This is a genomic window from Streptomyces sp. 549, assembly GCF_030124175.1.
GTDB lineage: Bacteria > Actinomycetota > Actinomycetes > Streptomycetales > Streptomycetaceae > Streptomyces.
The window spans coordinates 1-12,716 of the sequence record NZ_JASKMT010000035.1 but is presented as its reverse complement, the minus strand read 5'-3'; the positions used below and the strand labels follow the sequence as shown (position 1 = coordinate 12,716).

9 protein-coding genes and 1 riboswitch are annotated in these 12,716 nt (G+C 70.5%); of the genes, 5 read left to right on the top strand and 4 right to left on the bottom strand.

Translation table 11 applies throughout. The features are described 5' to 3' along the window. Window positions 1-100 precede the first annotated feature (100 nt). The 4 genes from QNO07_RS25310 to QNO07_RS25295 form a co-directional block, all read right to left on the bottom strand. A complete protein-coding gene (locus QNO07_RS25310; protein WP_502961936.1) occupies window positions 101-2,488 on the bottom strand; it encodes a ribonucleoside-diphosphate reductase subunit alpha in 2,388 nt (795 codons plus the stop codon). A 117-nt stretch (window positions 2,489-2,605) separates the two neighbouring features. Then, window positions 2,606-2,725, bottom strand: a riboswitch (cobalamin riboswitch). A gap of 154 nt (window positions 2,726-2,879) precedes the next feature. Beyond that, window positions 2,880-3,086: a YbdD/YjiX family protein gene (locus QNO07_RS25305; protein ID WP_283994762.1), complete on the bottom strand. Its 207-nt coding sequence runs from the start codon at window positions 3,084-3,086 to the stop codon at window positions 2,880-2,882. Further along, window positions 3,083-5,371 (bottom strand): carbon starvation CstA family protein, encoded by a 2,289-nt coding sequence (locus tag QNO07_RS25300; protein ID WP_283994760.1) that lies wholly within the window; start codon window positions 5,369-5,371, stop codon window positions 3,083-3,085. The genes QNO07_RS25305 and QNO07_RS25300 overlap by 4 nt, the downstream gene beginning before the upstream one ends. A gap of 204 nt (window positions 5,372-5,575) precedes the next feature. After that, window positions 5,576-6,361, bottom strand: a complete 786-nt coding sequence (locus tag QNO07_RS25295) for a GntR family transcriptional regulator (protein ID WP_283994758.1) — start codon at window positions 6,359-6,361, stop codon at window positions 5,576-5,578. Between the two features lie 294 nt (window positions 6,362-6,655). On the opposite strand from QNO07_RS25295, the gene QNO07_RS25290 reads away from it, so the two are divergent. From QNO07_RS25290 to QNO07_RS25270, 5 genes are all read left to right on the top strand, one after another. Further along, window positions 6,656-7,954 carry a sugar ABC transporter substrate-binding protein gene (locus QNO07_RS25290; RefSeq protein ID WP_283994756.1) on the top strand — a complete coding sequence of 433 codons (1,299 nt, stop codon included), beginning with the start codon at window positions 6,656-6,658 and terminating at the stop codon, window positions 7,952-7,954. 95 nt (window positions 7,955-8,049) lie between these two features. Further along, complete coding sequence (locus QNO07_RS25285) at window positions 8,050-9,060, top strand: carbohydrate ABC transporter permease (RefSeq protein ID WP_283994754.1); 1,011 nt, start codon at window positions 8,050-8,052, stop codon at window positions 9,058-9,060. 71 nt (window positions 9,061-9,131) lie between these two features. Continuing rightward, window positions 9,132-9,965, top strand: a complete 834-nt coding sequence (locus QNO07_RS25280) for a carbohydrate ABC transporter permease (RefSeq protein ID WP_283994807.1) — start codon at window positions 9,132-9,134, stop codon at window positions 9,963-9,965. A 9-nt stretch (window positions 9,966-9,974) separates the two neighbouring features. Next, window positions 9,975-11,516, top strand: coding sequence for a glycoside hydrolase family 3 protein (locus tag QNO07_RS25275; protein WP_283994752.1), 1,542 nt, complete (start codon window positions 9,975-9,977; stop codon window positions 11,514-11,516). Window positions 11,517-11,557: 41 nt separating this feature from the next. Continuing rightward, window positions 11,558-12,607, top strand: a complete 1,050-nt coding sequence (locus QNO07_RS25270) for an SIS domain-containing protein (protein WP_283994751.1) — start codon at window positions 11,558-11,560, stop codon at window positions 12,605-12,607. The last annotated feature ends 109 nt before the right edge of the window (window positions 12,608-12,716 follow it).

Here is a 12,716-nt window from a genome sequence, read left to right as displayed (position 1 = left end):
GGCCGGGCGGGCGCTGTGACCTTGGCGTCCGCGGCGTCCGCGGCGTCCGCGGCCCTCTGGGCGGGTCGGGCGGGCCGGGCGGTGGTGGGCTGGGTGGTCATCACTGGCATGCCTCGCAGGACTCGGGGTTCTCCAGGGAGCAGGCGACCGCGTCCGCGTCGGCGGCGGGCGCCGGCGGCCCGGCGGGAGCGGGCGGTGGCTGCTGGGCGGGGACGGCGGTACCGCGCGCGGACTGCGCGATGCGGGTGGCCGGGCGGGACCGCAGGTAGTAAGTGGTCTTGATGCCGCGCTTCCACGCGTAGGCGTACATCGAGCTGAGCTTGCCGATGGTCGGCGCGGCCATGAACAGGTTCAACGACTGGCTCTGGTCGAGGAACGGCGTACGGGCCGCCGCCATGTCGATGAGCGCACGCTGCGGCAGCTCCCACGCCGTCCGGTACAGCCCGCGCAGCTCCTCCGGGAGCCCGGGCAGGTCCTGCACCGAGCCGTTGGCCTCGCGCAGCAGTTCCCGGGTCCGCTCGTCCCACCGGCCCAGCCGCTTGAGGTCCGCGACCAGGTAGGCGTTGACCTGGAGGAACTCCCCGCTGAGCGTCTCCCGCTTGAACAGGTTGGACACCTGCGGCTCGATGCACTCGTAGGCGCCGGCGATGGACGCGATGGTGGCGGTGGGCGCGATCGCCAGCAGCAGCGAGTTGCGCATCCCGGAGCGGGCGATGCGGGCGCGCAGCGCGGCCCACCGCTCCGGCCAGGTCACCTCGGCGTCCGGGTAGTGGTCGGGGTGCAGCACGCCCCGGGCGGTGCGGGTGGACTCCCAGGCCGGGTGCGGTCCGTCCCGCTCGGCGAGGTCGGCCGACGCCTCGTAGGCGGCCAGCATGATGCGTTCCGAGATGCGGGTGGACAGCTGCTGCGCCTCGGGCGAGTCGAACGGCAGCCGCAGACGGAAGAACACGTCCTGTAGGCCCATCAGGCCCAGACCCACCGGCCGCCAGCGCAGGTTGGAGGTGCCGGCCTCCCCGGTCGGGTAGAAGTTGACGTCCACCACGCGGTCCAGGAACGTCACCGCGGTGCGTACCGTGCGGTCCAGCCGCTCCCAGTCGACGGTGAGCGGGCCGTCGCCCTCACCGGTCAGGTGGGCGGCCAGGTTGACCGAGCCGAGGTTGCACACGGCCGTCTCGCCGTTGTCGGTGACCTCCAGGATCTCCGTGCACAGGTTCGACGAGTGCACGGTCCGGCCCGGCTCGGCGGTCTGGTTGGCGGTGCGGTTGGCGGCGTCCTTGAAGGTCATCCAGCCGTTGCCGGTCTGCGCGAGGGTGCGCATCATCCGCGAGTACAGCTGGCGGGCGGGCACCGACCTCACGGCGAGCCCGGCCGCCTCCGCGTCGCGGTACGCCCGGTCGAACTCCGCTCCCCACAGGTCGACGAGCTGCGGCACGTCGGCGGGGGAGAACAGCGACCAGCCGGTGTCGGCCTCGACGCGCCGCATGAACTCGTCCGGGATCCAGTGCGCCAGGTTCAGGTTGTGCGTGCGCCGGGCCTCCTCGCCGGTGTTGTCCCGCAGCTCCAGGAACTCCTCGACGTCCGCGTGCCAGGTCTCCAGGTACACGCAGGCCGCGCCCTTGCGGCGACCGCCCTGGTTGACGGCGGCGACCGAGGAGTCGAGGGTGCGCAGGAACGGCACGATGCCGCCGGAGTGGCCGTTGGTGCCGCGGATCAGCGAGCCCCTGGCCCGGATGCGGGAGAAGGACAGCCCGATGCCGCCGGCGTGCTTCGAAAGCCGCGCCACCTGGTGGTACCGCTCGTAGATCGAGTCCAGCTCGTCCAGCGGGGAGTCCAGCAGGTAGCAGGAGGACATCTGCGGGTGGCGGGTGCCGGAGTTGAACAGCGTGGGGGACGACGGCAGATAGGACAGTGTGCTGGTCAGCCGGTACAGCTCGGCGACCTCGGCCAGTGCCTCGGCGCTGTCGTCGGCGGCCAGGCCGCACGCGACCCGCAGCAGGAAGTGCTGGGGCGTCTCGATGACCTGCCGGGTCAGCGGGTGGCGCAGCAGGTAGCGGGAGTGCACGGTCCGCAGGCCGAAGTACCCGAACCGGTCGTCGGCGCCGTCGGCCAGGGCCCGTTCCACCAGGTCGTCCAGCGCCCGGGCGTGGGCGGCGACGAAGGCGGCGGTGCGGTCGGCGACCAGGCCCTCGCGGTGCCCGGTGGCGACCGACTCGGAGAAGGCGGTGACGCCCTGCCCGGCGGCCTCGTCGCGGACGGCCAGCGTCAGCAGCCGCGCGGCGAGCCTGGAGTACTCCGGCTCGTCACCGATGAGTCCGGCAGCGGCCTCGACGGCCAGCGACCGCAGCTCCGCCTCGTCCGACCCCGCGTGGCGGCCCCGCAGCGCGGCAGCCGCCACTCTGGACGGGTCGGTGGCCGGCAGGTCTGCGGTGAGGTCGGTCAGGGTGCGCAGCAGCACCGCGGACACGGACTCCGGGGGTGCGATGGTCACTGGACGTGCTCTCCCTCGCTGGGCGGGGGCCCGGTGGGAGGCGCGAGGGCGCGTGCGGGCCTCAGCCGGGGACGGCATGCCGCGCAGCGTCCCGCGGCCCATCCCTCGGGGCCCGGACGTGTTCACACGCCGCCGGCAGGTACTCGGACTCACGCAGGCCGAGGGCCTGCGCTCACCGTTGCGGGACAGTCCCGGAATCACACCGGGTTCCCCTGCGTCGACAGCGAGAGTGAGCATACATCTAGTGGTGCGCCCGTCCAGCACCCCCATATCTTGTGTCGGCCCGGAACTTCCCGTCCTGTGGCGGTTCTTCGGGAACGGACGGAGGGCCGCCGCTCCCCCTGCGGAGGGGCGCACGCCGGGCGGCGGCCCTCCGCAGGGGGAGCGGCGGTCAGCAGCAGCGGAAACCCTCGCGGGGGTCGCTGCCGCGGGCGTCGGTACGGCGCCGCTCGAAGGTGCCCCGGCTGAGCGGCGGCTGCCCGGGGTGCTCGCGGCGGTGCCGTTCCACGTACCGGTCGTAGGCGGTCTCGCCGGTGAACTCGCGGACGTACCACCACAGTCGCGCGGTGGCGTGCCGCAGGCCCGCGGTGGCGCTCATGTCCGGCTGACCTCCCGCTCCTCGGGAACGCCGCCGCCGGGGCCGAGCCCCGCCGCCTCCAGCTCCGCCTTCTCCTCCCTGGTCGGGAACAGTCCGGCCGGGGCGATCAGGCGGGACTGCTCGAACGGCGCCTCCTTCAGCTCGACCGTCTCCGGGTTCCGCACGGCCTTGACGCAGATGCGCGCGGCGTCGGCGATGACCACGACGATGAGCACGGCGAACACGGCGGACAGCGTGCCCTGCACGGTCGTGTTGGTGACGATCGTCTGGAGGTCCTGGAGTTCCTGGCCGCTGAACTCGCCGCTGGCGATCTGCTCCTTGGCCCGTGCCCGCTGGCTGAAGAAGCCGACCCGCGGATCGCCGGAGAACACCTTCTGCCAGCTCGCGGTGAGCGTGACCACCGCGTCCCAGACCAGCGGCACACCCGTCACCCAGGCCCACTTCAGGCGCCCGGACTTCACCAGCAGCACGGTGCAGACGGTGAGCGCGACGGCGGCGAGCAGCTGGTTGGAGATGCCGAAGATCGGGAACAGCTGGTTGATGCCGCCGAGCGGGTCGTGCACACCGACCCACAGGAAGTAGCCCCAGGCCAGCACGACCACGGCACTGGTGAGGTAGGCGCCCGGCATCCAGCCGACCTCGCGGAAGCGGCCCAGCGTCGGTTCCATCCTGCCGATGCCGCGTCCCAGGCCGGCCGGCATCCACGACGCCTGCCGGGCCCGGCTGAGCAGCGGCTGGGTGTTGCCGATCATCTCCTGGAGCATGAAGCGGCCGACGCGGGTGCCGGAGTCGATGGCGGTGAGGATGAACAGCACCTCGAACATGATGGCGAAGTGGTACCAGAAGGCGACCATGCCGGAGCCGCCGATGACTCCCGCGAAGATGTACGCCACGCCCAGCGCGAAGGTGGGTGCGCCGCCGGTGCGGGAGAGGATCGAGCCCTCCTCGACCTCCCGGGCGGCCTCCGCGAGTTGGTCCGGGGTGATGGTGTAGCCCCAGCCGGTGATGGTCTGGGACGCCGACTCCAGGGTGTCGCCGATGATCGCGGGCGGCGCGTTCATGGCGAAGAACAGGCCGGGGTCGAGGATGCAGGCGGCCGTCATGGCCATCACCGCGACCGACGACTCCATCAGCATGCCGCCGTAGCCGACCATGCGGACCTGGGTCTCCTTCTGGATCATCTTCGGGGTGGTGCCCGAGGAGATCAGCGCGTGGAAACCCGACAGCGCGCCGCACGCGATGGTGATGAAGACGAACGGGAAGAGCGAGCCGGCGAAGACCGGCCCGTCGCCGCGGGTGGCGAAATCGGTGACCGCCTCCATCTTCATCATCGGCAGCGTCACCACGATGCCGACGGCCAGCAGGCCGATGGTGCCGATCTTCATGAAGGTCGACAGGTAGTCGCGTGGGGCCAGCAGCATCCACACCGGCAGCACCGAGGCGACGAACCCGTAGACCACCAGCCAGACGACCAGCGTGCTCTTGTCCAGCGTGAAGGCCGCCGCCCAGGAGGAGTCGGCCACCCAGCTGCCCGCGGTGATGGCGAACAGCAGCAGCACGATGCCCAGCGCGGACACCTCCGCCACCCGGCCGGGCCTGATCCACCGCAGGTAGACGCCCATGAACAGGGCGATGGGGATGGACATCGCGGTGGAGAACGTGCCCCAGGGCGACTCGGCCAGCGCGTTCAGCACCACCAGCGACAGCACCGCGATCAGAATGATCATGATGGTGAAGACGGCGACGAGGGCGGCGACGCCGCCGATCGGGCCGATCTCCTCGCGGGCGATCCGGCCCAGGGACTTGCCGTTGCGCCGGGTGGAGAAGAACAGCACCACCATGTCCTGCACCGCGCCGGCGAAGATCACGCCGACGATGATCCAGATGGTGCCCGGCAGATAGCCCATCTGCGCGGCGAGGACCGGGCCGACCAGCGGGCCGGCCCCGGAGATCGCCGCGAAGTGGTGGCCCAGCAGTACCCGGCGGTCGGTGGGGTGGAAGTCCACGCCGTCGTTGAGCCGTTCGGCGGGCGTGGCCCGGTTCCGGTCGGCCTTGAGCACGCGGTGGAGGATGAACCGGCTGTAGAAGCGGTAGCCGATCGCGTAGGAGCCCAGGGCGGCGGCCACCATCCAGGCGGCGGACACCTCCTCGTCCCGGGAGAGTGCCAGCATGGCCCAGCCGAGTGCGCCCACCAGGGCGACCGCGGTCCACAGCACGATCGTCCTCGGCGCCGGACTGCCCCGCTTCTGGGGCTCCCGGGCGGTCGGGGCGGCTGGCTCGGCCATGCGGCGGCTCCGTTCCTGCGCGTGGTCTCGGTCGTTGACGCGCAGGAAATCTAGGCCGTGCTGTCGGCGGACGTCACCAGGGCGTCGGCGGTCCGAGAGAGGAACGGTCGTTCTGTGCGGTGAACGGCTCACTCCGCTCATCCGCCCGTGCACACCGTGTGAGGGCCGCCCCGGAGCCGGGGCGCGCGACCCGGTGCGCGGCGCTCACTCCTCGGGGCGCTGGAGCCTCGCCACGAACTTGTACCTGTCGCCGCGGTAGACCGACCGCACCCACTCCACCGGCTCACCCTGCCGGTCGAAGGAGTGCCGGGACAGCATCAGCATCGGCAGGCCGGTGTCGGTGCCGAGCAGCCCGGCCTCGCGCGGTGAGGCCAGCGAGGTCTCGATGGTCTCCTCGGCCTCGGCGAGGTGGACGTTGTAGACCTCGCCCAGGGCCGTGTACAGGGAGGAGTACTTGACCAGGCTGCGGCGCAGCGCGGGAAAGCGCTTCTGGGACAGGTGCGTCGTCTCGATGGCCATCGGCTCGCCGCTGGCCAGCCGCAGCCGTTCGATGCGCAGCACCCGGGCGCCGGTGTCGATGTCGAGCAGCCCGGCGAGCCGGTCGTCGGCGGTGACGTAGCCGATGTCCAGCAGCTGCGAGGTGGGCTCCAGGCCCTGGGCGCGCATGTCCTCGGTGTAGGAGGTCAGTTGCAGTGCCTGGGAGACCTTCGGTTTGGCGACGAACGTGCCCTTGCCCTGGATGCGCTCCAGGCGTCCCTCGACGACCAGTTCCTGCAGCGCCTGGCGCACGGTGGTGCGCGAGGTGTCGAACTCGGCCGCCAGGGTGCGTTCGGGCGGCACGGGTGTGCCGGGCGGCATGGTTTCGGTCATCTGCAGCAGGTGGCGCTTGAGGCGGTAGTACTTGGGTACGCGGGCCGTTCTGCCGTTCGTGCCGTTCGCGTCGGCGCTGTTGCCGCCGGACGGCAGGGCCGTGTCCACCCCGGCTGCCATGGCACGCCTCCCCGGTTCCTGTCCTGCTGCTGCCGTCACCGGCTTCCTCCGACTCCGTCGTAGCGGCTCACATCGTGGCACGGGCCCCTGCGGCGAGGGGCTCCCGGCTCAGGTGTCGTTCCGGTAACGGACCGGACTGCCCTTCTTATACACCCTTGACACCCCTATAGGTCTAGGCCAAGCTGCGGGCACTGGTCTAAACCATTAAAGACCAATCCCAGCCCCACGGGCAGTACCTCGTCGTATGTCTCCGCGGTGGGCGGGAGGTTTCCTGGCATCCCCGAGGAGGGTGACGTGAAGCGCAAGCTCATAGCGGCCATTGGTGTCACGGCGATGATGGCGGGTGTGGCTGCCTGCGGGTCGTCGGACACCGACAGTTCGTCGAAGGACCCGAAGGACCGCAACGAGACCCTGACGGTCTGGTTGATGAACGACGCGGAGAGCACCTGGCCGGAACTGGTCAAGGACGTCAACGCGCAGTTCAAGAAGAAGTACCCCAATGTCGACGTCAAGGTCCAGTACCAGCAGTGGGGTGACAAGGCCAAGAAGCTCGACACCGCGCTCGGCGGCACGAAGTTCCCCGACGTGGTGGAACTCGGCAACACCGAGACCATGACCTACATCCTCAACGGCGCTCTCGCGGAGATCGACCCGGAGAAGTACGAGAACTCCGACACCTGGATCGGCGGCCTCAAGGACACCTGCACCTACGAGGGCAAGCAGTTCTGCGTGCCCTACTACGCGGGTGCCCGTGTCGCGGTCTACAACACCGAGATGTTCGAGAAGGCCACCGGCTCCAAGGAGCTGCCGCAGACCGAGGACGACCTGAAGAAGGCGCTCGCCGAGGTCGGGGACGAGTACGGCAAGGACAAGGCGTTCTCCTCGCTCTACCTGCCCGGCAAGTACTGGTACGCCGCGATGTCCTACGTCGCGGCCTACGGCGGCCAGATCGCCGAGTACGACGAGGGCGCCAAGGAGTGGAAGGCGACGCTCAGCACGCCCGAGGCGCAGAAGGGCCTGGAGCACTTCGTCGACCTGGTCAACACGTACAACAACGCGGACAAGACCAAGGACGAGCAGGACCACGCCAACGTCATGGCGAACGAGAAGGCCGCGCTCATCTACGGCAACGGCTGGGAGGCCGGCTCCGTCGTCGAGGGCGAGAGCGGCAACCCGAAGCTGGAGGGCAAGATCGCCACGGCCGGCATGCCCGGCCCGAACGGCAAGGCCCTGCCGTCCTTCATCGGTGGCTCGGACCTCGCGATCATCGAGAAGTCCAAGGTCAAGGACCTGGGCGAAGAGTGGGTCTCGATGTTCACCAGCGAGAAGTCCATGGAGGTGCTGGTCTCCAAGAACATCCTGCCCAACAACACCAAGCAGCTCGAGCCGCTGAAGGACAAGCCCGAGACCGCGCCGATCGCCAACGCGGTGCCGGACGCCTGGTTCACTCCGATCGCCCCCGGCTGGACCGCGATCGAGAAGCAGCTGATCCTTCCGAACATGCTGAACGACATCATCAAGGGCGGCTCGGTGAAGGACGCCACCGAGAAGGCGGACAAGCAGATCAACGAACTCATCAACAACGAGTCCTGATCCGGCACGTCAGCAGGTGAGGGCGGGGGCTCGGTCGCAGGCCCCCGCCCGCACACGCCCTCCTGGTGCACAGATACGAACGGAAGGTCAGCACTGTGACTGCCGCCGACACCAAACCAGCCGACCCGCCGGTAGCCGGGCCGTCCCGCCCCGGGGGCGACGGGCCCGCGCCGTCCCCCGGAGCCGACCGGCCGAACGGCAGGAGCCCGGGCAAGCGCTCCGGCACGCTCCTGCCCTACCTGCTGATCGGTCCCGCGATCATCGCCATCGGAGCGGTCTTCGCCTGGCCGCTGGTGCGCACGATCGTCATGTCCTTCCAGGACATGGGCAGACGCGAGCTGTGGACCGGTGAGACCCCGCCCTGGGTGGGGTTCCAGCAGTTCAGCAACATCCTGAGCGACCCGCAGTTCTGGGCCGTCACCTTCCGTACCGTGCTGTTCATGGTCGTCTGCGTCACCGCGACCATGGTCCTGGGCCTGCTCATCGCCATGATGATGCAGCGCATGTCCACCTGGGTGCGGCTGCTGCTCACCGGCGCGCTCGTCGCCGCCTGGTCCATGCCGCTGCTGGTGGCCACCTCGATCTTCCGCTGGTTCGCCGACTCCGACTACGGCGTCGCCAACAGCCTGCTCAGCAAGCTCCCGGGCATCGACCTCCAGGGCCACAACTGGTTCCTCGACCCCAAGCAGGGCTTCAGCGTCGTCGCCGCCGTCGTCATCTGGGGCGCCATCCCGTTCGTCGTCGTCACCCTCTACGCCGCGCTCACCCAGGTCCCGCGGGAACTGGAGGAGGCGGCCCAGCTCGACGGCGCCGGACCGCTGGGCGTCTTCAAGCACGTGGTGTTCCCGGTCATCAAGCCGGTGTTCCAGATGGTCGCCACCCTGTCGGTGATCTGGGACTTCAACGTCTTCGGCCAGGTCTTCCTGATGCGCGGCAACAAGCCCGAGCCGGAGTACGAGCTGCTGGGCATCTACTCCTTCCAGAAGGCGTTCGCCAGCTCCTCGTTCAGCCAGGGCACCGCCATCGCGCTCATCACCGTGCTGATGCTCTCCGGCGTCGCCGTGTACTACCTGCGTCAGCTGCTCAAGACGGGAGAAGTCGAGTGACGACCTCCACACGTGTCGCCCCGGACGCGTCGACGACCGAAGAGGCCAACCCCGCCTCGCGGAAACCGGCGCTGCGGCCCGACCGCAGGAAGAGCCGCTGGGGTTACGACCTCATCGGGCTGATCACCTTCGTGATCATGGCCTTCCCGGTCTACTGGCTGCTCGTCAGCGCCTTCCGGCCCAACCACGAGATCCGCAGCTACGACCAGTCGCTGTGGCCGACCTCGATCACCTTCGACAACTTCGTCCGGGCCACCGAGACCCGCTTCTTCTGGACCGCCATCCAGTCCAGCCTGATCATCTGCATCACCTCGGTGCTCGGTGCGATGATCATCGGCACCATCGCCGCGTTCGCCATCGGCCGGTTCAACTTCACCGGCCGCAAGGCCTTCATGATGGTCCTCATCGTGGTGCAGCTGCTGCCGCCGACCGCGATGCTCATCCCCATCTACGTGCAGCTGAACGCGCTCGGCGCGCTCAACGAGTACTGGGGCGTCATCGTCGTCTACCTGGTCTCGGTGCTGCCCTTCACCACCTGGATGATCCGCGGGTTCGTCATCAACGTGCCCAAGGAGCTGGAAGAGTCCGCCATGGTGGACGGCTGCACCCGGATGGGTGCCTTCTGGCGGGTGATCCTCCCGCTGCTCGCCCCCGGCCTGGCCGCCGCCTCGATCTTCGCGCTGATCACCGCCTGGAACGAGTACCTGTTCGCGTACATCCTGATGCAGGACAACGACAAGTACACGCTCAACGTGTGGCTGATGAACTTCACCACCGACCGCGGCACCGACTACGGCGGCCTCATGGCCGGCTCGGTCATGATCGCCATACCCGTCGTGATCTTCTTCATGATCGTCCAGAAGAAGATGGCCACCGGCCTCACCTCCGGCGCAGTGAAGGGGTAGCGCACGCCCATGACGACACTCGTCCACGAAACCGACACCGTCACCCGCGACGCACTGGCCGTACTCCAGCCCGGCTTCACCGGCACCACCGCCCCCGAGTGGCTGCTGCGCCACCTGCGGGAAGGGCTCACCTCCGTCGGACTGTTCGGCCGCAACATCGAGTCCGCCGAGCAGCTGGCGGCCCTCACCGCGCAGCTGCGCGCCGTGCGGCCCGACGTGCTCGTGGCCATCGACGAGGAGGGCGGCGACGTCACCCGCCTGGAGGCCCGCACCGGCTCCTCCTTCCCCGGCAACCTCGCCCTCGGCGCCATCGACGACCCCGCGCTCACCCGCGAGGTGGCCAGGGAGCTGGGCCGCCGCCTCGCCGACTGCGGCGTCAACCTCAACTGGGCACCCTCCGCGGACGTCAACTCCAATCCCGGCAACCCCGTGATCGGAGTGCGCTCCTTCGGCGCCGACCCCGCACTGGTCGCCCGGCACACCGCCGCCTACGTCGAGGGCATGCAGGCGGCAGGCGTCGCCGCCTGCACCAAGCACTTCCCCGGACACGGCGACACCAACGTCGACTCCCACCACGCGCTGCCGCGCATCGACACCGACCTCGACACGCTCGGCACCCGGGAACTGGTGCCCTTCCGCGCCGCGGTCGCCGCCGGCACCAAGGTCATCATGAGCGCGCACATCCTGCTGCCCGCTCTCGACCCCGCACTGCCGGCCACCCTCAGCCCGTCCGCGCTGAACGGCCTGCTGCGCGCCCCCGTCGAGCAGGGCGGCCTCGGCTACGACGGCCTCATCGTCACCGACGCCGTGGAGATGAAGGCCATCGCCGACACCCACGGCATCGAACGCGGAACCGTGCTGGCGCTGGCAGCCGGAGCCGACGCCATCTGCGTCGGCGGCGGCCTCGCCGACGAGCACACCGTGCTGCGGCTGCGCGACGCGCTGGTCCGGGCGGTGCGGGACGGCGAGCTGCCCGAGCAGCGCCTGGCCGACGCCGCGGCCCGCGTCCGGGCCCTGGGCCGGTGGACGGCGGCCGGCGCGGGCGCGCGGCAGGAGGGGAGCGCGCCCGCCCCGGCGATCGGCCTCACCGCCGCCCGCCGCGCCCTGCGCGTCACCCCGGCCGCGCCCTACCAGCCGCCCGCCGGCCCCGCGTTCGTGGCGGCCTTCACCCCGCTCGCGAACACCGCGGTCGGCAGCGAGACGCCCTGGGGCGTGGGCCCTGAGCTGGCGCAGCTGCTGCCCGGCACGCTCACCGGCGCCTACGGCCGCGAGCAGGCGGAGCGGGACGGTACCGGTGCATTGATCGCAAATGTGCTCGACGACGCGGCGGACCGTAGGATCGTCGCAGTGATCCGCGATGTCCACCGCCACCCCTGGATGGCCGACGCCCTGGACTCCCTCCTCGCCGCCCGGCCGGACACGGTCGTGGTGGAGATGGGGGTTCCGCAGTCGCCGCCCGCCGGGGCCCTGCACATCGCGACCCATGGCGCCGCCCGCGCCTGCGGGCGGGCCGCCGCTGAGGTCATCGCCGGCAAGGAGGCCGGCGGCTGACCCCCGCGGACCACACGCAACACCAACTGGAGGCACCCAGCATGTCCGCCACGACCGGTCGGATCATGTCCGGCGAGATGGCCGAGCAGCCCGCCGTCCTGCGCCGCATCCTGAGCGAAGGCGCGCCGAGGATCCGCGAGGTCGCCGAGCAGATCGCGGCCAGGAACCCCCGCTTCGTGCTGCTCACCGCGCGCGGCACGTCGGACAACGCCGCGCTGTACGCGAAGTACCTGCTGGAGATCCAGCTGGGCAAGCCCTGCGGCCTCACCTCCATGTCCACCACCACCGCCTACGGCGCCACGCCGGACCTGACGGACTGCCTGGTGATCACCGTCAGCCAGTCCGGCGGGTCGCCCGACCTGGTGGCCTCCACCCAGGCCGCCCGGGACGCCGGCGCGATCACCCTGGCGGTGACCAACAACGCCGACTCGCGGCTCGCCGCGGTCAGCGAGTTCCACATCGACGTGCTCGCCGGCCCGGAGAAGGCCCTGCCGGCGACGAAGACCTACACCGCCGAGCTGCTGGCGCTGTACCTGTTCGTCGACGGCCTGCGCGGCGGCGACGGCGCGGACCGGGCGAAGGTCCTGCCCGACCTGGCCGAGCAGATCCTGGCCCGCCAGGACGAGGTCAAGCAGCTCGCGGGCCGCTACCGGTTCGCCGAGCGCATGGTGCTGACCTCCCGCGGCTACGGCTACCCGACGGCCAAGGAGGCGGCGCTGAAGCTGATGGAGACCAGCTACATCCCGGCCCTGTCCTACTCGGGTGCCGACCTGCTGCACGGCCCGCTGGCCATGGTCGACAACGTCTCGCCCGTCATCGCGATCGTCCCCGACGGCAAGGGCGGCGAGGCCCTGCAGCCGGTGCTCGACCGGCTGCTCGACCGCGGCGCCGACCTCGTGGTCGTGGGCCCGAAGCCGCAGGTGGAGGCGGCCTCCGCCGGCTTCGTGCTGCCGACCGAGGGTGTGCTGGAGGAGTTGCAGCCGATCCTGGAGATCCTGCCGTTGCAGATGCTGGCCTACGAGGTCACCATCGCCCGGGGCCAGGACCCCGACGCGCCCCGCGCCCTCGCCAAGGTCACCGAGACGCACTGACCGGTGCACTGACCGGGATGCCCGCGGGCCCGCCCCCACAGGGGAGGGGGCGGGCCCGCGGGCGAGTGCGCATGCGGGGGGGTCGCCGCTTCGAGAGAGGGGTCCAAGA